The organism is Marinicella litoralis (assembly GCF_002591915.1).
GTDB classification, from domain to species: Bacteria; Pseudomonadota; Gammaproteobacteria; order Xanthomonadales; family Marinicellaceae; genus Marinicella; species Marinicella litoralis.
The window spans coordinates 1,175,520-1,196,926 of the sequence record NZ_NIHB01000001.1 but is presented as its reverse complement, the minus strand read 5'-3'; the positions used below and the strand labels follow the sequence as shown (position 1 = coordinate 1,196,926).

At 42.8% G+C, this 21,407-nt stretch carries 20 protein-coding genes; 3 read left to right on the top strand and 17 right to left on the bottom strand.

Annotated elements, in window-relative coordinates; translation table 11 throughout:
• Positions 1–34: 34 nt before the first annotated feature.
• On the top strand, positions 35–2,071 hold the full coding sequence (locus CCS90_RS05280) for a putative bifunctional diguanylate cyclase/phosphodiesterase (protein ID WP_099018437.1): 2,037 nt from the start codon (positions 35–37) through the stop codon (positions 2,069–2,071).
• Here the strand turns inward: CCS90_RS05280 and CCS90_RS05275 are convergent.
• From CCS90_RS05275 to CCS90_RS05250, 6 genes are all read right to left on the bottom strand, one after another.
• A complete protein-coding gene (locus CCS90_RS05275) occupies positions 2,068–3,282 on the bottom strand; it encodes a multidrug effflux MFS transporter (protein ID WP_099018436.1) in 1,215 nt (404 codons plus the stop codon). The genes CCS90_RS05280 and CCS90_RS05275 overlap by 4 nt on opposite strands.
• A gap of 135 nt (positions 3,283–3,417) precedes the next feature.
• A complete protein-coding gene (locus tag CCS90_RS05270; RefSeq protein WP_099018435.1) occupies positions 3,418–4,488 on the bottom strand; it encodes an SO_0444 family Cu/Zn efflux transporter in 1,071 nt (356 codons plus the stop codon).
• A gap of 141 nt (positions 4,489–4,629) precedes the next feature.
• The gene (locus tag CCS90_RS05265) at positions 4,630–5,181 is read right to left on the bottom strand and encodes a Pycsar system effector family protein (RefSeq protein ID WP_099018434.1); all 552 of its coding nucleotides are present in this window, start codon (positions 5,179–5,181) and stop codon (positions 4,630–4,632) included.
• Between the two features lie 123 nt (positions 5,182–5,304).
• Positions 5,305–5,679 carry a hypothetical protein gene (locus tag CCS90_RS05260; protein WP_099018433.1) on the bottom strand — a complete coding sequence of 125 codons (375 nt, stop codon included), beginning with the start codon at positions 5,677–5,679 and terminating at the stop codon, positions 5,305–5,307.
• Between the two features lie 82 nt (positions 5,680–5,761).
• Positions 5,762–6,193 (bottom strand): hypothetical protein, encoded by a 432-nt coding sequence (locus tag CCS90_RS05255; RefSeq protein ID WP_099018432.1) that lies wholly within the window; start codon positions 6,191–6,193, stop codon positions 5,762–5,764.
• The gene (locus CCS90_RS05250) at positions 6,190–7,626 is read right to left on the bottom strand and encodes an aldehyde dehydrogenase family protein (RefSeq protein ID WP_099018431.1); all 1,437 of its coding nucleotides are present in this window, start codon (positions 7,624–7,626) and stop codon (positions 6,190–6,192) included. The genes CCS90_RS05255 and CCS90_RS05250 overlap by 4 nt, the downstream gene beginning before the upstream one ends.
• Positions 7,627–7,774: 148 nt before the next feature.
• On the opposite strand from CCS90_RS05250, the gene CCS90_RS05245 reads away from it, so the two are divergent.
• Entirely contained in the window at positions 7,775–8,533 is a 759-nt protein-coding gene (locus tag CCS90_RS05245) for a fructosamine kinase family protein (RefSeq protein WP_099018430.1), read from the top strand.
• A gap of 304 nt (positions 8,534–8,837) precedes the next feature.
• Here CCS90_RS05245 and CCS90_RS05240 read toward each other — a convergent pair whose 3' ends face one another.
• From CCS90_RS05240 to CCS90_RS05205, 7 genes are all read right to left on the bottom strand, one after another.
• Positions 8,838–9,089, bottom strand: coding sequence for a PLDc N-terminal domain-containing protein (locus CCS90_RS05240; protein WP_246027012.1), 252 nt, complete (start codon positions 9,087–9,089; stop codon positions 8,838–8,840).
• A gap of 226 nt (positions 9,090–9,315) precedes the next feature.
• The gene (gene mnmG / locus CCS90_RS05235; protein ID WP_099018753.1) at positions 9,316–11,187 is read right to left on the bottom strand and encodes a tRNA uridine-5-carboxymethylaminomethyl(34) synthesis enzyme MnmG; all 1,872 of its coding nucleotides are present in this window, start codon (positions 11,185–11,187) and stop codon (positions 9,316–9,318) included.
• A 265-nt stretch (positions 11,188–11,452) separates the two neighbouring features.
• On the bottom strand, positions 11,453–11,854 hold the full coding sequence (locus tag CCS90_RS05230; RefSeq protein WP_099018752.1) for an ACT domain-containing protein: 402 nt from the start codon (positions 11,852–11,854) through the stop codon (positions 11,453–11,455).
• A 104-nt stretch (positions 11,855–11,958) separates the two neighbouring features.
• Positions 11,959–12,633, bottom strand: a complete 675-nt coding sequence (locus CCS90_RS05225) for a DUF2306 domain-containing protein (RefSeq protein ID WP_099018429.1) — start codon at positions 12,631–12,633, stop codon at positions 11,959–11,961.
• Between the two features lie 36 nt (positions 12,634–12,669).
• Positions 12,670–13,038: a DUF1428 domain-containing protein gene (locus CCS90_RS05220; RefSeq protein WP_099018428.1), complete on the bottom strand. Its 369-nt coding sequence runs from the start codon at positions 13,036–13,038 to the stop codon at positions 12,670–12,672.
• Between the two features lie 269 nt (positions 13,039–13,307).
• Positions 13,308–13,718 carry a DUF4279 domain-containing protein gene (locus CCS90_RS05215; RefSeq protein ID WP_099018427.1) on the bottom strand — a complete coding sequence of 137 codons (411 nt, stop codon included), beginning with the start codon at positions 13,716–13,718 and terminating at the stop codon, positions 13,308–13,310.
• Between the two features lie 933 nt (positions 13,719–14,651).
• Entirely contained in the window at positions 14,652–15,083 is a 432-nt protein-coding gene (locus CCS90_RS05205; protein ID WP_099018425.1) for a hypothetical protein, read from the bottom strand.
• A 202-nt stretch (positions 15,084–15,285) separates the two neighbouring features.
• Between CCS90_RS05205 and CCS90_RS05200 the strand changes: the two genes are divergently transcribed.
• A complete protein-coding gene (locus CCS90_RS05200; RefSeq protein WP_099018424.1) occupies positions 15,286–16,248 on the top strand; it encodes an integron integrase in 963 nt (320 codons plus the stop codon).
• A 76-nt stretch (positions 16,249–16,324) separates the two neighbouring features.
• On the opposite strand, the gene CCS90_RS05195 is transcribed toward CCS90_RS05200, so the two are convergent.
• The 4 genes from CCS90_RS05195 to CCS90_RS05180 all read right to left on the bottom strand — a co-directional run bounded on the left by CCS90_RS05195 (position 16,325) and on the right by CCS90_RS05180 (position 21,185).
• Positions 16,325–16,690, bottom strand: coding sequence for a hypothetical protein (locus CCS90_RS05195; protein ID WP_099018423.1), 366 nt, complete (start codon positions 16,688–16,690; stop codon positions 16,325–16,327).
• Between the two features lie 277 nt (positions 16,691–16,967).
• A complete protein-coding gene (locus tag CCS90_RS05190) occupies positions 16,968–17,603 on the bottom strand; it encodes a class GN sortase (RefSeq protein WP_162846816.1) in 636 nt (211 codons plus the stop codon).
• Positions 17,604–17,628: 25 nt separating this feature from the next.
• Positions 17,629–19,713 carry a VIT domain-containing protein gene (locus CCS90_RS05185; RefSeq protein WP_099018421.1) on the bottom strand — a complete coding sequence of 695 codons (2,085 nt, stop codon included), beginning with the start codon at positions 19,711–19,713 and terminating at the stop codon, positions 17,629–17,631.
• A 185-nt stretch (positions 19,714–19,898) separates the two neighbouring features.
• Positions 19,899–21,185, bottom strand: a complete 1,287-nt coding sequence (locus CCS90_RS05180; protein ID WP_099018420.1) for a hypothetical protein — start codon at positions 21,183–21,185, stop codon at positions 19,899–19,901.
• Positions 21,186–21,407 lie beyond the last annotated feature (222 nt).

Sequence of the window (21,407 nt, the reverse complement as noted above, 5' to 3'; positions counted from 1 at the left end):
TTTAATACCTCCTCAATAAACAGGACGCAAACAGGTGGGTGATTTTTACAACATAACGCTAATAGCACAAGCAATCAGTTCTGTATTGATTGGTTGGTTATTGCTGCATTTTGCTAAAATTTATCAAAGAAACTACCTGTTCTACTGGTCATACAGCTTTTTCAGCTTAACCCTATACCTGATTGCTGTATATTTTTGTTTCACCATGATTGCGCTGAACTACAGCGTTTCTTCGGTACCAAGACTGATTAATTTATTTTGTATGTCTACTGCAGGCTACCTACAAATTTCATTTTTAGTTGTCGGCACCGTCTCACTGGTTAATGGCACCAGTATCAGTAAAAAGAACATCATCAGACTTTTGGTTTTGTGTTTATTGATTGCTTGTTTCATCACCTTATTTAAAAATTCAGAATCAGATCCCAAAGAATTGCGGTATTTAATGCGGGTGGGTGCAAGGTATCTGGTAGCTGGGATGGCTTGTTTGGGCACTGCCATTTACATTTTGCGTAATGACCCCAATCCACTGTTAGGAAAAAAATTAGTCACCATTGGATTTTTTGTTTACGGCTTTGAGATGGCATTCCTTGGTTGGTTGGCTATTGAAAATTATATTTTTGATGGCAGTCAATTGCTGTTATTACTGGTTCCATACCATGGAATTTTCGAACTGATCTTTTATCCTTTTATTGGTGTCAGTTTAGTGATGTGGTTGCTAGACGTTGAACGGATCAGTAGCCAGCGATCCTCAGAAAAACTAAAAAACCTTAACCAAACCGATGGTCTAACAGGGCTACCCAATCAACAAGCCATCCATAAGCATTTGATGAACTGGAAACAAATAGCCAGCTCACATGAACGATTAACCCTGACTTTAATTGGGGTCGATCAAATGCAAAGAATCAATGATGCAGAAGGCATCAAAAGGGGTGATGAACTCATCATTTTATTGGCCAAAAGATTGGAATTTCTATGCACCGGCGCCCACCGATTTTTTGGGCGATTACATGGTGATGTATTTGTTGTGGTCACTGGTGGGTATGGAAAAGAACAATTAACCCGAGCTGAAAAATTACGCAAATCATTTTCCAGACCGTTGAAATCAGAAAGCAAGACTTACTACTTAGAAATGAGTGCGGGATCAACCCAACTAAAACCTGAGTTAAGCATAGAAACCATGTTGCATCAAGCCAACCAAGCATTGCAATATGCCAAACAGTCAGGTGGCAAACAACTCCAAACTTTTCACCCTGAATTAAAATTATCACTTTATGCAGATTTGTCATTTGAAAATGACTTGAGAACGGCTTTTAAACTTCAACAATTTGAGATTTATTATCAACCCATTTGGTCAGCAGAAAATAAAATCATTTGTTTTGAGGCATTGATTCGATGGAAACACCCCAAACGCGGATTACTGACGCCGGATGCTTTTTTGAATTTAATTCATGATTTGGGCTTGGCCATTGAGTTGGATTATTGGGTGATTGATCGTGCCATTCAACAAGTCAGAAAATGGAAATTCATCAACAACGAAGCGGCTAAAATATCCATCAATGTAACGGCTGAAACCATTCAAAACGGTCAAATAGTAGACCACATTAAAGCTGCCTTGCAAAGAGAACAAATTCCGGCCAATGATGTGACCATTGAAATCACAGAAAACACAGCCATGCACAACATTGAAAGTGGCAAAAACACGCTGAATGAACTCAAAAAGATGGGGATCCAAGTCGCCATTGATGACTTTGGAACGGGTTACTCATCGCTCAATTATTTAAGGGCCTTCCCCTCGGATGTGATTAAATTTGATCGCTCTTTTGTTTCAGACCTCAACAACCAAGACATCAATGAAGAAATCCTTAAATCACTGATTCCTTTGTGCCACCGATTGAACAAAAAAGTGGTGGTAGAAGGGGTTGAAAATCGGTATCAATTTGATTTATTGAAAAAGCTTTCTATCAATGGATTTCAAGGTTTTTATTTAAGTTATCCGGTGACGGTTAAAGAAGCCAATAAACTCTTACTGATGAGCAAAAGATCTAAAAACAAAGCTGTTTTCAGCGGTTAATCCATCTCAATGTCTTTGCCATAAACACGGATCAACAACAGGGCTGTTAATGAAGTTAAAAAGAAGCCAATCACTATGGGATAGATGGTTTGATCCAGTTGTTGTGAAATCATGATCCCAAGCCCAGCGGCCAATAAAGCAGAGACCATACCAATCACTGAAGCCCCCATGCCTGCATGAGCCCCCAAGGGATACATAGCGATGGCCATGACATTGCCATAAACCAAGCCGATACACATATTGATGACAATCAACATCACAACAAGAGTCCACAGCGGCGGAACACCTTGGTACAAAAAGGTGATGACTAAATACAGCAAAGTACTCGCCACCATCAACCCCATCGACCCATTGGTGACAGTTAAAGCACCAAACTTCATAACAATCTTGGCATTGATGAATGCCGCCACCCCAAAAAACAAAGCAATGACACCAAATAAGTATGGGAATAAATGTTTGGCTTGATAGATGTTCGAATAGATTTGTTCAGCCCCATTGAGGTAGGCCATGAATCCGCTGAAAATGACCCCACTGACCACCGCAAAGACCATAGAAATGGGTTCCTTGATCACTGTCATGAAGGCAGATTTAATCAGTACAAAATTAAATGGCCTCTGGTTATTTGGCTGAATGGATTCTGGCAGACGTATGAGGGTCCAAACCAAGGCCAACACACCAAACCCCACAAAAACATACAAAATATTTTGCCAAGGGCCTGCCCAAAGAATCAATGAGCCCAAAGTAGGTGCCAGCACCGGTACCATGATAAAAATAATCATCACCAAGGAGGTGATTTTTGCCATTTCATTGCCAGCATAAAAATCTCTGGTGATGGCATTGACCATGATTCTTGCGGCAGCAGCACCCACACCTTGTAATGCCCTGGCGGCCAGAAACCAATAGTATGAATCGACCACAATACACATGACTGACGCGACGATATAAACCAACAAACCAAATATCAGCACAGTCTTTCTGCCGATGCTGTCAGAAACGGGGCCATAGAAAATTTGTGCCACAGCAAAACCCAACATATAGGCTGTGATGATCCATTGTTGTTGATTAGACTCAGTAAACCCAAATGATTGCAAAATCAGCGGCATCGCCGGTAACTGGAGATCGATAGTCAATGCACCCAATGATGTATACACAGCCAACAACAACACCAATTCAATTGGGTTTTGTTTGGCAGAAATCAAAGTGTTTTTCATCGCTGTAAGCTCATTTCAGATTATCAGTGGTCATATTCCATGCTTTCGCACAGGCAATCGGTTCATGCTCGTTGATTGACCCTTGATTCATGACATGGGTCAATTAGGCCATCTAGACACATCGCTGATTGGCTATCAATCACAACAACTGGATTGGTCCTTCTTGATTGCTTTGTTAAACAAGGGCATCAACGCCACCCAGACCAAAAGCAACAGACTCAATAATTGTAAAATATATGGCATAAACTCATGCGAATGATTGATCTGCGAATTGATTTCAAATTGTGATGCAAACACATTCACCAACACACCCATGAACAGCGCACTGCCAATGATGCCGAGTAAATACAGCCACATGGTTTTGTTACCCATTTGTTCACGAACCACTCCCAAGGTGGCTATATTGGTGGCGGGGCCTGCCAATAAATAAACCAGCACAGCACCAGGTGAGATCCCAGCCATCAAAAATCCAGCAGCTATCGGTGTTGAACCGGTAGCGCAAACATACATTGGAATACCAATCAATAACATCATGAACATGACCAACCAACTGTCGCCCCACTGCAACAACCAATCCTCAGCGACAAAGGCCTGTACCGCTGCAGCAAACAACAAACCGATGACCAACCATTTTAAAATACTTGGATACAAATCCGAAAATGCATAGTAAATGCCGTCCCAAGCTGATTTTAAGATTCCCTGAGGCGGTGCTTCTTGTTGGCTTTTTTCAGCTGAACTGGCACAACAAGATGGACTGGCAGATTGTTTTTGTTTCGCTTGTTGCGGGCTTTCCTCGCCAGCAAATAACATAACCAGCAAACCCGTGAACAACGCTGAAAACAAGGCCGCAACAGGTCTTATTATGGTCATAAATGGACCCATCATGGCATAGCTGATGCTGATTGAATCAACGCCAGTCTCAGGAGTAGACACCAAAAATGAGGTGGTAGCTGGTTTTGAAGCGCCGGCTTGACGCAATCCTATGGCAGCAGGAATCACGCCACATGAACACAATGGCAGTGGAATACCCAGTATCGCTGCTTTGATGATCGATGCCAAACCAGGTTGTGTCAAATGCTTGTGCAGGAATGCCGTGGGTATCAAACTCTTGAACAGGCCACCAATAACCAGTCCCAAGACCAACCAAGGCGCTGCCTCCATAGACATTTGCCACAATGCCTCTGAATAAGAAGATACAAGAGTCATTTCATAATAGGATGTTGCAAAATGGCATTATATCAATAAAACCAGGCATTGGAATATTTGCTTTCGCTGTTATGAAAGGATTCAAATAAAGAACAGGGCTCTGAAAAAACCAGTATACAAAAGCCATACATTTTTAATGTGTCAGACGCCGGGATTGATCATCATCCACAACCAAATCAACAGAGGAACCATCACCCCTAATAAGGCCGAAACATAAGCCATGCGCAACAAGATGTATTTACGCCTTAATATCAACCCAATTTGGTAAATGTCTTTGATCAACAATGCCCTTGCACTCTCATCATCTTGCAATATGCTGTTTAAGTATGTGGTGTAGGTTTGTTCTGAATAGCGGGTAAAGAATCCAAAAAACAAGGGGTTGGCAATGTTTGATATGTCTTGATGTTTTGGCCCATTGATGTTTTTTGGAATCAGCACCAGCACCGTCAACACCAATGGAATCAATTGCATCAGGACAAGCACCAACAAGGGCAGTAACAGTTGTTGATTACCCTCCATAAACTGTAACAAACGAGTCAATACCACCGTAAACATCAACACCAATGTTCCGATTAAAATATTGGCCTTTTGGTCAGCCATTAAATTCAGCTGCGTTTGATTTTGATGTGCGGTTCTGAGGGTTTGTATCACATCATGCTTAGGCTTGTTAACGATCGATTCATTGTTATTCATTTTCCCACCTGCGTTTGTTTGATCATGCCAACATCAGTATATCACCCTTTGAGCCTTGAACCAGATTGCTGAAAAAGTCCTGAAAACAAAGTCTTCGCTAGTCATTCTCTCCTCCGCACTGGTTTATAGAAGTTGGGTGATTACAATCGCAGATGCCACCACGATCACCAACAGTGCCATGACCAGGGTGAAGCGCAAGGCATTCATTTTGCGTTTTGGCGTTGTCACTTTTAGGTCGGCATCGGCCACCACATAAATAGTGAGGAAGGTATCCCACAGACTTGCCTTGACTGTATTGGATGTTTGTAATTGGCTGAACCTGACTTGCTTTTTTCTTAAGCCACCTTTGGCATGAACTTCTACTCGACCCAACAACTCAAATCCTTGTTTGGCCATGGCGGTGAATTCATACGTCATCGGCACACTGCTGAAGCTGCGGCTGAATAACTCGACTTTTTCACCGGCTTTGATTTCAACGATTTCCTGTTTATTTTGCATAACGGCTTCCACGGTTTAATCCAGCTTATGTTGCCAGCCATGGGGTTTTTATACCTGAAAAACAGTTAAAATTTACTTGAAATCAATCCACCTCTTGCACAATCACCACCTCTTCATAAAAAGTGATGTTGTGCTGAGCACACAGGGCCTTCATTTGTTCTACAGCAACATCCTTGACTTTAACCGGTTCGCCGGTTTTCATCACCAACACCGCAAAAGTGTCATTATCTTCGGCCCAAACCTCAACCTTTTCAATGTCATGCCATGGGTAATTAACCACACTGCGGTTGACTTGAGAATAGGCCGCAAATCCAAATGGGGTGATGAATGTTTTGGGGTTTTTATTGGGAAAAAACCGCAATTTAAGCATGTTAATAATCAAAATGATGGGTATCAGGATGATCATTAAAATCAGGACAGGAATCATCACAATCAATAACAAAATAAATGGAATCCAACTCAGTGGATTCCGGCCGTTGGGCATGTTACTGAGGATGACTTGAACCAATTTCATTCACCTGCTCCCAGCAGCGCCTTGGTTTCTAAAAATTCATCAAACCCTTGTGGTCCCCTTTCCCGACCGTTGCCAGAATGTTTGTAACCACCAAAAGGTGCTGTGCGATCCATTTGAGCGCCATTGATGTGAATCATGCCAGCGCGCAGTTGATTGGCCACATGCATGACTCGTTTTATATCGGCCCCTGAAACATATCCAGATAAACCATAGTCATTGTCATTGGCCATTTGTATCGCCAGCTCGTCTGAAGCATATGGCAACAAACACAACACTGGACCAAAGATTTCATTTCTGGCCACCGTCATGTCATTGCGGACTCGAGTAAAAGCGGTGGGCTTGACATAAAACCCCTGATTCACTCCAACTGGCTTCCCCAAACCACCAACCAAAATTTCAGAACCTTCATCAATGCCTTGTTTTAACAAAGCTTGAATGCGATCCCATTGCAATTTTGATACCACTGGTCCAACAAAAGTCAGTTCATCATTGGGTTCACCCACTTTAATTTTTTCCATGGTCTTTTTGACCACTGCTTCAGCTTCGTTCAACCGACTCTCGGGCACAAACATGCGCGAGGGTGCATTGCAGTTTTGTCCTGAATTGACACACATGGTTTTAACCCCTCCAGCCACTGCTTTGGCAAAGGCTTCTTTTGATAAATCATCTAATATGATGTTGGCAGATTTACCACCCAATTCCTGGGTCACCCGTTTTATCGAAGGTGCCGCATCTTGCGCCACTGCCACACCAGCACGGGTGGATCCAGTGAATGAAACCATTTGGATATCAGGATGGGAAGAAATGGCCGATCCGACAATCGGCCCATCACCATTGATCATATTGACCACACCTTTGGGCACACCGGCATCATGCAATACTTGCATCAATAAATAAGCTGAAAATGGAGCCACCTCAGAAGGCTTCCATACCACTGTACAACCGGTGGCTAAGGCTGGTGCCAACTTGCACCCAATCTGATTAACCGGCCAATTCCAAGGAGTGATGAACCCACAAACCCCAATCGGTTCTTTGCGTATCAATGAAGTTTCTTGTTTGAATTCAAATTCATAATCTTCCAATATTTGAATGGCCGATTTAAAGTGCAAATACCCAGATGCCGCTTGGTTTGATTCACTCAACCACTTAGGCGCACCCATTTCTTCGGTTATGGCCTGAGCAATCTCAACAGATTTTTTCTTGTATTCGGCTGCAATGGCGTTCAGTAAATCCAATCGCTCCTGTTTACTGGTTTGTGAAAACGAAGCGAATGCTGCTCCAGCGGCTTTAACCGCCTCATTCACATCAGCAGCTGTTCCCATTGAAATGTGGCCGGCCACTTGTTCAGTGGCTGGATTAATGACTTCAAGTGTTTCACGGCTTTCTGGCTTGACCCATTGGCCATTCAAATAAAAATTGAGGTAATCTCTCATCTATCAATCTCTTGTTATATTTAAGTTTAAAGTTTAAGTGCTGTCATGCAATGCGTCCATATTTTGCATGCGCTGTCGAATGAGACAGTTATAACATCACAGCATACTTATTTCATGTGAAGGAATACATGATTATAATTAAAAAGCCATGAAATTCAGCAAATCCAATCCAACCGGTGACCCCAAAGCCTTGATCAAAGAAGCGGATGCCTTGAGGTGTTTACAAAATAAACTAAGCATCAACCACCTTCCAATCAAAATCCCTCAAATCTATTCGGTAAACGAACGGTGCTTGCAGCTTGAACACATCAATCAAATGGCTGGCTCAAAATCACTGTGGCAGCTTTTCGGTCGAGCCTTGGCCCAAATGCATCTGGTGCCAGAACCCAGCTTTGGTTGGCATGAAGATAATTTTATCGGTTTGAATCCGCAAGTAAACCGCACCACCGATAACTGGGGTGAATTCTATGTGCACAATCGCTTGGCACATCAAATCAGCTTAATCAAATCACCCAGCCTGCAACAGCAATTCAAACAATCGCTGTCGAAGCTTGAAAACCAACTGATAGCCTTGCTGAATGAAAATGACCCCTTCCCCAGTTTATTGCATGGTGATTTGTGGTCAGGGAATGTGTTGTTTGATGAACACCATGTTTGGTTGGTTGACCCAGCCATCTACTGTGGTGACAGTGAAGCAGATTTGGCCATGACTGAATTATTTGGCGGTTTTCCAGCGGTTTTTTATCAGGCTTATGCTGAGGCTAAACCCTTATCCAAGCACTACCCATTGAAGAAAACCATCTACAACCTGTATCACCAGTTGAACCATTATAATTTGTTTGGTTCGGGATATTTAACAGGGTGCGAACGAGGATTCAATACCATCACCCAAACAATGAATCTGTAGTCATTTCGAGTGAGCTCCGGTTGTGAAATCATGCCCTATATGCACATAATCACTTTAATCATCAAAGCATGTTTGATTTTTCCTTGCCACAATTAACTAGGGAGCATTCTACTGTTATACACCTTGACTTAGCCTGAACATTCGAATCAAACCACATGGTTGTTGGTTCAAATTGCATGCATTGACCTTCAACCTGTTTGGTGTCTTGTTGATGAGCTCACTCAATCCATAACAATCATTACGCAACCCCATGGTTTTACCAAGACTGACTTTAATCATTTTTGCTTATTACCGTGGTAGGTGATCATTTCTTACCAATCACATAGTAAAGAATCAATCCAAGCAATGGTAACAACAGAATAATCAAAACCCACAACAGTTTTTGTTCAACTGGTCTGGAAGAATTAACCACTTCAATGATGGCAATGATGTCCAATATCAAAATAATAAGACCAATGATTCCGCCACCCCATCCATAGCCGAAGAACGGTGCTGCCATGGCCATGCTGCTGAAACCAAGTAATAACAAAGTACTGATAATAATGGCTGCTTTCATGATGTCTCCCAAATGTTTAGTGACTATTGAGTGTAACAAACACGGCGTGAAAATCAGCTGAAAGCGGCCAGATAAGATTGGTCGACAGGTGGAAATCTGCGTCTTTGGTATGATGTAACTATTTGGTTTTAAACCACAAAATCATGAAAGTTTAGGCCTGAATACACCAAAGACTGGCTTTCGCCGGCACGACAGACCTGTTCATTTAGCAAGCTTGTAAACCGAATCAACCTGCTCGTTTCAAATACACCAACAACAAAGAAACCGCAGCTGGCGTCATGCCTTGGATGCGAGAAGCTTGGCCGATGGTTTCGGGTTTGATGTTGTTGAGTTTTTCGGTCAATTCGCCACTTAAACCGTTGATGCCACTGTAATCCAAATCCAAGGGCAGTGCTTTGTCGGCATGGGTTTTGGCCTTGTCGATTTCTTGTTGTTGGCGTTCCAAATAACCGGCATACTGACTGTGAATTTCGATTTGTTCCAGTACTTTTTCAGCTTTCGACGGCAATGAAATTTCTTCCAACTCATTGAGCATACTGATGTTCACATCAGGTCGGCGCAACAGATCATAAGCACTGTTCTCCTTGCTCAATTCAATCCCTGTTTGGGTGATGAATTTTTTACCCAAAGCATTGTGCGGACTGAGCCACACAGACTTCAAATGCTCTAAAGAACCTTCGACATGGCGACGTTTTTCAGTAAAAGCTGCCATCCTTTTTTCACCAACCAAACCCAGTTCATGGCCTTTCTCGGTCAAACGGAAATCCGCATTGTCTTCCCGCAACATCAAACGGTACTCAGCTCTGGAAGTGAACATGCGATACGGCTCATTGGTGCCTTGGGTGATTAAATCATCAATCAGCACACCCATATAGGCTTCGTTCCGCGCTGGTGTCCATGATGGCTTGCCAGCCACCTGCAAAGCAGCGTTCATGCCTGCGATCAAACCTTGAGCGCCTGCTTCTTCATAGCCAGTAGTGCCGTTGATTTGCCCCGCGAAGAACAAACCTTCAACATACTTGGTTTCCAACGACGCCTTCAAGCCACGTGGATCGAAGAAATCATATTCAATGGCATAGCCTGGTCGAGTGATGTGCGCGTTCTCAAAACCTTTGATCGAACGCACCAACTTCATTTGGATGTCAAATGGCAGGGATGTTGAGATGCCATTGGGATACAACTCATGGGTATTCAAACCTTCCGGTTCGACAAATATTTGGTGTGAATCCTTATCTGCAAAACGCATGATTTTGTCTTCAATCGAAGGACAATAACGCGGCCCTTTGCCTTCAATTTCACCCGAATACATCGGCGATCGGTCTAAACCAGATCGAATGAAATCATGGGTTTGTAAATTGGTGTGGGTGATGTAACAACTGACTTGTTCTGGGTGTTGGTCCAGTGAACCCATGTATGAAAATACCGGTCTGGGTGAATCACCCGGCTGTTCTTCCATCACTGAAAAGTCGACTGTTTTGCCATCGATTCTTGGTGGCGTACCGGTTTTCAACCGCGCCACATCAAACGGCAAGGCCCGCAATTTTTGGGCCAACACAGTGGCTGGTGGATCACCAGCTCGGCCGCCCGAATAATTAGACATGCCAATGTGAATTTTTCCGGCCAAGAATGTACCGACTGTAAGTACCACGGTTTTGGCCATATACACCAAGCCCATTTGAGTCACACAGCCTTTGACTTGATCGTTTTCAATGATCAGATCTTCCACACCTTGTTGAAACATGTAGAGGTTTTGTTGATTTTCTACCACGGTTCGGATGTGGTTGCGATACAAGGTTCGGTCACATTGAGCACGGGTGGCACGTACGGCGGCACCTTTGCGTGAATTCAATGTTCGCCATTGGATGCCTGCATGGTCTGTGGCTTCGGCCATCACTCCACCCAAAGCATCAATTTCTTTGACCAAATGACCTTTGCCGATGCCACCAATGGCTGGGTTACAACTCATCTGTCCGATGGTCTCGATGTTGTGTGTCAACAACAGGGTTTTTGCTCCCATGCGCGCTGACGCCAAAGCGGCCTCAGTACCGGCATGGCCGCCACCCACAACAATCACATCAAAAACTTGGTCGTATTTCATTGCATTTATCAACATTAAACTCAACCCCCTATTATACCAAAGTTTAACCAGATGCCAGCATTATCCAGCCTTGTTACGGTCTAAAAACCCCTAAATAGAAGCTATTATTAACTTGAGCAGTGGCGAAACCCGATTTTTGAACTCAAATAGCAGAAATTGCTCGCAGGCATACCAACGAACTTGTTGTTCAAAAAACTGAAGAAAAAGCTGCGTCTGAGACTGAAATATTGACTAAAACCAGCATGACAGTTTTCATTGAAGTCCCTTATAAGCCAGCCAATTCTTTCAGTGCTTCGATGGCTTTGTCTGCAAAATCAATTGGTACAAACAAATGATCATGGTAGTAACCAGCAACGACATTGGCGCTGATTCCATGATCGGTGAGTTTTTTAGCAAACGCCGCTGTCAGCCCAACGGCATCAAGACTGGAATGAACCCGCAAGGTAATGCCTTTAAAAACTGATTCATAATGTAAATTATTTTCATCGGCTTTGTTTTTAGGGACGACCAATGTCAGCCCCTCTGATTCTTGAATCGAAACCATCGGCTCTAAGGTCTGGTGATCTCCATATTGAGCTTCCTTGAAGCTACAAAATACATATTCACCGTTCATCAGAACTGGGGACATTGATGCCACTAATTTATCTAAGTCTCGTTCGCCTGTCATCATTGATCCTGCTGGCTGGTGCCTGAATTACAGGCAAAAACAGTTGGCTAAAAGGCTGATAAACGGACGCCTGCCAACCTGACGACTTCCGTTTAAAACACGGGTCAGTTATTTGAGTTTTTATATGGGTATTTAATTATAAACCACTGGACGATCAAGAGGTTCGGCACCCAACAAATCCACGATAAAATCGGATAAAAATCCACAAATTTAACCCCAATCAACGCACTTATACCCAAGTAAACTCGTAACGTCACACCTGCCAAAGTTAACGCATAACTTCTCAACATCCAATCTCGATGTGCGCGCACGTTTCCCTGGCGTATATGCCAATAAGCCATCAACGTCGTCGCAAGCCAACAAACTGCCATCAAGCCAAACCCCAGGTGTGTGGTCATCCCGCCAAAGGAGTTTAGTGCCAGAATGAAACCAGCGACCCCGCCTATGGCAACGGCCAGCACATACACTCGGCCGAGCCAGCGATGCATGACAATATAACGAGCTCTTAATTTTGAATTGAGTTGAAACGCCCCAACAATCATCGCAACACTGCCACCAAAAAGGTGTAATGAAATGGCTGAAGGAGACAGGGCAAAAATTTGCTGCACAAATGGATTTCTAAATGACGGTAGAAGCAGGTTCATCATCGCATACCCTGCTACACCCAATGCCAAAAGGGTCATTAATACCCATGATATTCGTGAACTCATTTGATCTCCTGTTGTTGTCTTATGTTTTTCATCAGCATTTTCACCATGGTAAGGAGTGAATACATCCAATCACTTGTACTTGATATTCAGCACGGACCCTGCTGACTACACCAAAGAGCGAAACCCACCATACACCATTTTTTTGGCATCAAAAATCGGTCGCGCGGTCGAAACCAGCGGACTGACCAAGTCTGTCATTCTGGGATCAGCAGCCACTTTTTCATTGGCAAGATCACGTGCTTCACGAGAAGTAAAAACCACCCAGCCAAAAATAACGGCTTCATCTTCCTTGCTATTGACCACCTCTGTGAAGCTTCGCGTGCCCTCCATGGCAGCGTCATCACTGATGTACTCAAAGTACTCAAGTGCGCCATATTCCTTCCATATCTTGGCGACTTTTTCAGCCACTTCCCCATACCTCTGAAGTTGATCACGCGGAACTGGCAGAACGAATCCATCAATATAGTTTGCCATACTATCCTCCAGTATTAATTAAGTGACACTGAACTCAACGACCATCAACAGGTCCCACAACGAGTGCAGCCATTACTCAAACGACCCTTTGAGTTTGTATTTAATTTTAAACCAATTTCAAAACTGAAGTTTTTTTAATTAAAGGTGGGATGATATTGAGACAGGGTTTTGGGGGTTTAACGCCTTGCTCATTTGCAGGCAGAAGTGGCGTGGCTTTTGGAACAAAAGGCATGACGCTTTTGACTGTCAAATGCAGCAACTTGTTAGCTCTAGTGCTTATAAGTGTCGACATCAATAAACGCCCCGACTTCAGATAAAAACTTTATTGTATTTGGCTCAAAACCTATTGCTGGAGTTGAGTGCTCTTCATTCATGGAAATCCAAAGAACCACTTCTAATCGAGCTACCAAGTTAAATTTATCAATGGCTTCGATGATACGAGTCTTTTTTGGTTCTAGTTGCTCGGTAATTGATTCAGCCATAGCAAACACATCAATAAAATTATTAACTATATTTTCAGTAGAGAATTCCCAAGAACTTTTGGCTGGAGACTTCTCTGGGATTCTTGTTCCTTTTCGCATAATCGATGTTGGCTCGACACCCAAAAACTCAGTTAATGAATCCGGGTCAAAGTCATCACCATCCAAAGCAAAATATACACGGCCTTCATTAGTTTCCATTCAATCCCTCAAGAGAGCTAACAATTTATTAAAAGTGCATCAGTGCCATCTAACAAGATATTGGTTTAAATTCGTGCACGCTTTTTTTAAAGGGTTCATTGTAAGTCATTGATTTCTTACTTTGAAGGGATTTTTTGATTGCATGATTATCTGGAAATGGGCGGATAGTTGTGCATCAATACGTTAATTTACGCTTATTACTGGGTAAACGTGCACATTTTCCTGATTATCACTTTGGCTGTCCGCGTAAATAACTCAATAATGCATATTCACTACACCGCATTTCTTGATGCATTGATGTTGCCGTACAAAGAGCGGATGACCAACTTTTCATCAGTATTTTAATCAGTGACTGTCCCTGATTAGTTCATTATCCGAAAACCACAATTTCGGTGAATAATTTAAAGAAATGTAGGTTGGCGCTGAGGCACGAAGCCCAACATGAGATGGTTGATTTAATGTAATTGTTTTTTAGGGATGATGGTTGGTTCTATGAATCATTGCATTATGGTGTGATTGAAGCTTGTGGTGTTGGGCTTCGCGGAGCTCAGCCTAACCTACCTTGCTGATTATGCGCATGAACTAACGCGCCTAAAAATCTAGTTTCTTGGACAGAACAACGTTTGTTTGAATATTTCACATGACCTTAAACGATTTAGCCTATTAAAAAATAGATTCTTCAAAGTTGATTAGCTAGAAGTAGAATATAAATATAAAAACCACCAGTATCCATACCGCCAGACCAGTAAAGACGCATGCAATACTATCAACATTTACTTTAGTGAACGGCCTAAGGATTAAATATCCTAGTCCGCGAATAGCTAGCTCGAACAGGATGTCAACGAAGATCCAGCCAATCAAACGAAGTAGACCACCGAAAAAACCTTCGGCGAGTATTTCTAGAGGCATATGATTCCTTGGTGTCGCATAACGTCAGAGGTCAAGCGCGCCTTTAGGCGTCGATTGGACCGACTTGTTATCTGCAATAACTTTGTGAATTGCATAAATTGCCAATACTGTTAATAAAACGCGCACTGATAATGAAACATAAAATTGATTCATGAGGTAATTGAATACGCCAAAACCATGCGAAGACCAATGAGGCATTGTTGCACCTAGAATATAAAAAATCACCGAACCGATTAAAAGCCACCTTGATACAAGGTTATTTTTAATAAGCATATAGCCACCAGCAAGTAACAGCACCGCACTAATATACCCCCAAAATTCAGTACTAAAATTGCGCCCCATCGGTATTTGATAACCCCCAATATCTATTGAGAAAATACCCAACAGATATAAGACTATTGTAAATAGCCCGAAAATCAAAAAAAGCGTACCTAGTATGTTCTTTAGTATGTTCATATTATTTTTCCAGATAACAACTTATTAAACATGCATTTTAACCCTTTGTAAAAGAAAAAATGGGCGCTTTTGTCTAAAAATACAGCCTATTGGGTCAAAATATTGATGTTTTTATGCCCAAATTGCGTTTATTAGAGGAATATAGGAGTTTAAAATGCATAAATGCATTATTATCTGATTATATTGAGATTAAAATGCATTTATGAAATTACTTGATCAAGTTAACGTTAAAATAAAATTCCTGCATTACAGTGAAGAAACCGCCAAGATATATATTTACTGGATCAAACAATACATCCTATTTCACCACAAGCGACATCCCAAGCAAATGGGTAAAACTGAAATCGAACAGTTTTTGACTCATTTGACTTCAAGCAGAAAGGTCGCTGCTGCAACTCAAAACCAAGCATTCAATGCCATATTATTCCTCTATCACAAAGTGCTCGATATTTCTTTTGAAGGCGACAACATCAATGACCTCAGAGCCAAACAAAGTGTTCACCTACCAACCGTATTAAGTGCCCAAGAGACCAAACACCTGATTGATCAATTTAAAGACTCCATCTATAAACTCATCACTCAGACGATTTATGGTTGTGGTTTAAGAATATCAGAAGCCATAAATTTAAGGATAAAAGACTTGGATTTTGCTTACAACCGTATCACCATTTGGGACAACAAGTCATTGGATGACAGGTCATTACCGATGCCCCAGTGTCTGGTGAAACCATTTCATGCATTGATCGCTGAAAATAAGCAGTCTCATACATTAGATCTATCCATGGGTTATGGATCAGCCGAACTACCTAAGGCACTGAAAAGAAAAGACCCAAACGCAGACAAAGCATTCAAGTGGCAGTATCTTTTTCAAATGAATAAAGTGTCCAAAGACCCAGCAACAGGTCAAATCAGCAGGCACCATGTGTCAGCAAGTACGTACAACAGAAACCTTAAAAAAGCGGTGATTAAATCGGCCATTAACAAGAAAATCACTGCCCACACACTCCGCCATTCTTATGCGACACATTTATTGCAAGCCGGCATCGACATCAGAACCATCCAGGAACTGTTGGGACATAAAAACTTAGAGACCACCATGATTTATACCCATGTGGTCAAGGCACTCAGCGAAAAAAACCTATTCAGCCCTCTTGATTATTTGTAAACATCACGGTTTGTTTGATGGCCTATCATCGCCGTGAAGCCGTCACTTGATTGGATACAGTAGGCAGTGCTTGCTGTTATTCTTTTCTGACTTTAACAGGTGCATATATGCCCTCTTTACTGCACAGGCAATGAGAAATGGCTCCGATGATTTCTTTGCCATCTTTGCCTACACCACACAGGCTTTTTTTGTAATCTGGAAAGTTCCAGCCAGGTCTACCATTGTCTTTTTGCGTACAAATAAACCCATCGCCATGTTGATCTCTTTCCCAAATGGTAGCCACTACAGCATACTGATAACCGGGCGATTTCTTGCATGCTTCTGGACAACTCAAATAACTGTCTGCTGGAAACCACATCAATGAACTTTCTGCTTCCGCATCACTCGCAGACCAGTAAAGGCCAAATGGGATCAACAGTATCAATAGCGCGTGTTTTTTCATTTTTTTCCTCTTTTTTGTTATTAAATTTCAGTCAAACTTGATTGTTTATTTGAATTAGGTTTTGAGAATAATCGTGCAAAAGTAGCCCAGCTCAAACAATCAATTCGGTAATTTATGGTTGTTTATTGATTTTACTTTTTATGTTTGAAATCAAACCTTGGTAATAAGTATATACATATATATAAAGATTGTCGCTTTAAATATATACATATACACACTAAATAATTCAACAAATATTAAACAACAAGGAGGCGATGGGTTCTCGCATTGATGCCGATCATCGCCGTGATGCCGTCACTTGATAGCGCATTTTGCCACCAGTTTGTAGTGCATTGAATGGGTAACAGGTGGTTAAGATCAACTCATCTTGTGGGTTGATGTTGATCTGTTGTTGGCTGGAGTCGATTACCCGAAGATCTGTCACTTGATAGTTGAATTGGCCTTTGAGCGTTTCAATTTGTATCACATCATTGAGTTTAACTTGTCCCAAAAAACTGAAATGTGAGTCATTGTGTGCGCTGATAACGGTGGACAGTGAATCACCAGGCATTCCTGAAGTAAGGGTTCGGGCTGGACCAAAAGCCATGTTTCTGCCATTGGCCCCCTCTAACACATAAGCACTTTGTTGTAAGTCAGGGAAACTCATCTTGGCCACTGGATGGGTGTCTGCCCAGTCCCATGGTTTGTGCACTTGACCCTCTTGTAACGTCGCTTGCCACGCATCGGCGATAAAATAATGTGCCAACTGGGCTTTGGCCAGCAAGTAGACGGAGGAACCTACTTGCCAGCTGCCCACGGATAATAATGTGGCGATGATGATTTTGACCCACATTTTTTTGGATTGACGGCCGGCCTTAAAAGAACTTTTATGCCTGGCTGCTAAAGTGTAGGATTGAGGTTTGGTGTTGATCATCATTGACTCCATTATTTGCGTTCTATTAAACCCGTCTCTGTAACATCAGTGCCCCTGACAGCAACAACATGCCAAACAACAGGTTCCAGCGCCAGCCCAGTGATCCCTGAGGAAAAGGGGCTTGATGAGCAGCCGCATTCGCCTGCGCTGCAGCCCTCGCTCGAGCCAATCGGCTGGCATCCGGATTTCTGTCAACCGCCACCATGGCAGTAAACTCAGTGATTAAACGGTGTTTCAAGGCCAGTTCGATGATCTCCTCTTTCAGCACTGTATAATCGCCGCCCAGCATCAAATCATCGGTCATTTCTTCGACTTGATTGCGTGCCCATAATCGAGCGATACCGGTGGTTTGGCCATCATGGTTTAAGGTGATTTGTTCTGACCAACTTTTTTGTTGGTTGTTTTCACCGATCAAACCACTGACGACAAATGACGGTGCCGCTTTGGCTTGGCTGACGGGTACTTTACTGGTGATTACTAAAGGTTGGTCCATGTACAAATCAGGAATCACGCTTGGGCTTTGAATCACTCCAGAGGTATTCCATGCCACAGCCACATCGGTCAGAGCCGGCCTGGCCAATTGGGCAAATAAATGACTCATTGAATCATTCACTTGATCTAAACTGGCGATATGGGTATAAGTTCCTTTACCAAACATGGCCGCCTTACTCATGAAATAATTATTGGGTGCGGGTCCAATGGCGATGGTAAACAACCTGGCATCTGCGATGTCTTGGGCGATTTGATCAAAAATCATCGATTCATTGCCCACCGATCCATCGGTCATAAAAATGATTTGATTCAAGTAACCGGACTTGATGTTTTCCCTTTGCATGGCAATTTGTAAAGCCGGTGCCATATTGGTTCCGCCATCGGAACTGAACCCATCGACAAAATCCAATGCCAAACTGATGTTATCCGGTGACGCTTTGCGCGATGCTGGAAACAATACTTTGGCTGTTGAGTCAAAATCAATCACATTGAAATAGGTGCTGTCATCCATTTCGGACAAGGCAAACAACAAGGCATCTTTAGATTGATCCAGGGCCTGTCCATGCATGGAGCCCGATGTGTCCATAATGAATGTCATGTTGCGTGGCTTGCTGGATTTTTCCGTGGTGTTAGGTGGTAACACCATCAACAATGAATATTCAAAGCCGTCTTTGATTTCTGAAAAATACGCCGCCTTTGGGGTTTGTGCTGTCTTTGGAAACCAGCGCAAAACAAAATCTTGGGTATCATACAGCTGTTGATCTGTCAGGTTGATTTGGTGTTTGCCAAAGTCTTGTGCGATTTCAATGTTGTGATGTAAAGAACGGATTTCATCCAGCGCAAATCCTGCATCTAAATTGATATCGATGCGGCGGTAATTCAAATCGTTAACACCTTGTGTGGAGGGCAGATTGGGTGCCACATCGGCTGGGGTATACCGTGCCTTGATGGCCATCGGTAAGCGCAACTCATAAAACAACTGGTCATAGCGCAAGTTCATTTGATATGTGATTTCCACACTGATGACTTCATTGGGCCCAATGTTGGCGATATCGGTAGTGAAAATATTCGGTCTGTATTGTTTAACCATGGTGGCTGTTAAGCCTTCAGATTTGGCTTGATGGTATATTTGTTCGGCTTGTTTCTTTTCATGAATTTCAGCCTCAATGACCCGATCGCCAATGGTCATTTTCATTTGATAGACCGCAGATTTATCTGCCATGGGAAAGGCGTAAACGCCTTCGGTGATCCAGTGATCTTGCGGGTTTAAAAATGTTTGTTTTAACTTGATGGTTGCCAATAAACCGAAAACATCCACGTCGTAATCTGTTTGGATCAATTGCAAACTGTGGTATTCCCCAGTGGTTTTATTGAATGACATCATCATGCCACTTGAGATGTCGTCAAAATTGACCGGTTGGGTACTTTGTGCATGGGCATTGACGTGATACAGGGTGGTGTAAAACATGGCCATAGAAAAGATCACCACATCTTTCCAATTCAAGCCCAATTTTTGGTACTTGCGTGGTGGCTTGTTTTTGTGGTTTGCTGGTTGGTTGGACTTTTGTGCCAACTGTTCCAGTTCCCAGCGGATGGAGTTGCGTTTTGTTGATTTCATAAATGCCTCAAATGATTGACTTGGGCTTTATTTAATCAATCATATGTGGAGCTACCAAGACGCTGTTGTGATGAATTGTGGCTAATTATGGCCATAATATGGCAGCCTATTGAATCCCAGTTTTTTAGGGCAAAAAAAAGCCGATCTACAAATCGGCTTTTTACCTTCTTATGATATATACCCTGTTAAAAAGCAGGACATGTCGGTGCTGGCAAGGTGGCATCAAAGCCATGGGCGAAAATCAAATCTTCAAATCCATTTTTGAAAATCAAATCCACCAAGCCTGCCACTGATCTATTGACTCCGCGTGGAATTGCAAAAGGCAAGCTGCTGCCATCACCAAATGGGAACGGGATGATGCTGTCTGTCAAAGTAGTTAAGGTGCCGGTCGTCACATCAATCCAACGACCTGTGGTTTCATCAGCAAAAACTGCCACCAATTTATTTTGTTGGCTGAACATCAAGCTGGATAGTACGCCGGTCGAATTGCCGACATCTGGATAATCGGTACAAGTGGTCTGCATGGTGTTCGCATCCACTTCAATCAATACATCCGTGCCATCTATGGTCATGGTGTCAAAGGCATAGTAATTACCATTCAGCGGACTGACCGCAAAATCATGGATGCCAAAGTCCAATACCGATGTGCTGGCCAAACAAGCGGCCACCGCGGAATTTTCATTGCCGTTGGCGATGTAATCAGCCACCACACATTCTGAAAAGGTATTGGTTCTGACCGCAAACTGATTCATCACTGCAGCACAACTGCCACTGGTGTCTGCTTCAGCCCAAATCGCCGGTATGGTACCGCCTGCGGCAGCAGTTAAGTTCGCACTGCTGACTTGTCCAATCATGATTTTAGGGGCTTTGTACAGCACCTCACCGGTGCCTGCCATCACATCGGCACTGGATTCATAGTTGGTTTTGTAACCCAAGACAAATAAATTACCCGCCACATCAAATGAAGACGCTGTATGAATGATTGGAATCACTTGCTCTTCACCTGCTGGCAAACCGGGTGGGCCCAAATCTTCTGTTGCTGGGGCTATAGAGCCGATTCGTTCATATCCGCCATCATTACCGATGCGATAGACATCGACTGGATCGGCTTTCATCATGTCACCAGGCTCTCCTGGTGAAGGAAAAGGAAATACATCAAAACTGACATGGGTACCAATGCCCATGGTGTCAGTTGGCATCAGACCATACAAAAATTGATCGACTGGATTCATACCCAATCCATTGATAGGATGGGTCAAGGGACCACAGCCATTCAACACACTGATGGCTTGTTGATCAGACATGTTGCTGCATTGTTCAAACAAGGTGTTGGTACCAAGTGCATCATTGTTGATGGTGTAGGCTTTGTTCAGGTAATCGGTAAAAGCGGTTCCTGCATTAGGACTACAGACTGGCCCCCCTGCATTGGCACCCATCGAAAAACCTAAAGCCACCATTAAAAATTTTTTCATTTAAATCCCCTGCGACGGTTTACACATAATTGAATCATTATCGTCAAAATGACCTCTTACTGTCAAATGATGACTGTCATGAACTGTTGATCTGATTGTTATTAGCCAGAATAACAAAAAATACATTCTACACCAAACCAGCCATGACAATTTTTGTTGCTTGTGACAAATTGTAAAATGACATTGGATTGAATTGACCTGGTCTATATTCGTTGATATGCT

Coding starts and splice junctions, on each gene's coding strand:
- CCS90_RS05220 (WP_099018428.1), bottom strand. CDS start 13,038: ATGGCAAACTATATTGATGGATTCGTTCTGCCAGTTCCGCGTGATCAA.
- CCS90_RS05275 (WP_099018436.1), bottom strand. CDS start 3,282: ATGAAAAACACTTTGATTTCTGCCAAACAAAACCCAATTGAATTGGTG.
- CCS90_RS05250 (WP_099018431.1), bottom strand. CDS start 7,626: ATGAGAGATTACCTCAATTTTTATTTGAATGGCCAATGGGTCAAGCCA.
- CCS90_RS05230 (WP_099018752.1), bottom strand. CDS start 11,854: ATGACAGGCGAACGAGACTTAGATAAATTAGTGGCATCAATGTCCCCA.
- CCS90_RS05185 (WP_099018421.1), bottom strand. CDS start 19,713: ATGAAATCAACAAAACGCAACTCCATCCGCTGGGAACTGGAACAGTTG.
- CCS90_RS05260 (WP_099018433.1), bottom strand. CDS start 5,679: ATGCAAAATAAACAGGAAATCGTTGAAATCAAAGCCGGTGAAAAAGTC.
- CCS90_RS05255 (WP_099018432.1), bottom strand. CDS start 6,193: ATGAAATTGGTTCAAGTCATCCTCAGTAACATGCCCAACGGCCGGAAT.
- mnmG (WP_099018753.1), bottom strand. CDS start 11,187: ATGAAATACGACCAAGTTTTTGATGTGATTGTTGTGGGTGGCGGCCAT.
- CCS90_RS05245 (WP_099018430.1), top strand. CDS start 7,775: ATGAAATTCAGCAAATCCAATCCAACCGGTGACCCCAAAGCCTTGATC.
- CCS90_RS05215 (WP_099018427.1), bottom strand. CDS start 13,718: ATGGAAACTAATGAAGGCCGTGTATATTTTGCTTTGGATGGTGATGAC.
- CCS90_RS05180 (WP_099018420.1), bottom strand. CDS start 21,185: ATGAAAAAATTTTTAATGGTGGCTTTAGGTTTTTCGATGGGTGCCAAT.
- CCS90_RS05200 (WP_099018424.1), top strand. CDS start 15,286: ATGAAATTACTTGATCAAGTTAACGTTAAAATAAAATTCCTGCATTAC.
- CCS90_RS05240 (WP_246027012.1), bottom strand. CDS start 9,089: ATGAAAGCAGCCATTATTATCAGTACTTTGTTATTACTTGGTTTCAGC.
- CCS90_RS05195 (WP_099018423.1), bottom strand. CDS start 16,690: ATGAAAAAACACGCGCTATTGATACTGTTGATCCCATTTGGCCTTTAC.
- CCS90_RS05190 (WP_162846816.1), bottom strand. CDS start 17,603: ATGATCAACACCAAACCTCAATCCTACACTTTAGCAGCCAGGCATAAA.
- CCS90_RS05205 (WP_099018425.1), bottom strand. CDS start 15,083: ATGAACATACTAAAGAACATACTAGGTACGCTTTTTTTGATTTTCGGG.
- CCS90_RS05270 (WP_099018435.1), bottom strand. CDS start 4,488: ATGACTCTTGTATCTTCTTATTCAGAGGCATTGTGGCAAATGTCTATG.
- CCS90_RS05265 (WP_099018434.1), bottom strand. CDS start 5,181: ATGAATAACAATGAATCGATCGTTAACAAGCCTAAGCATGATGTGATA.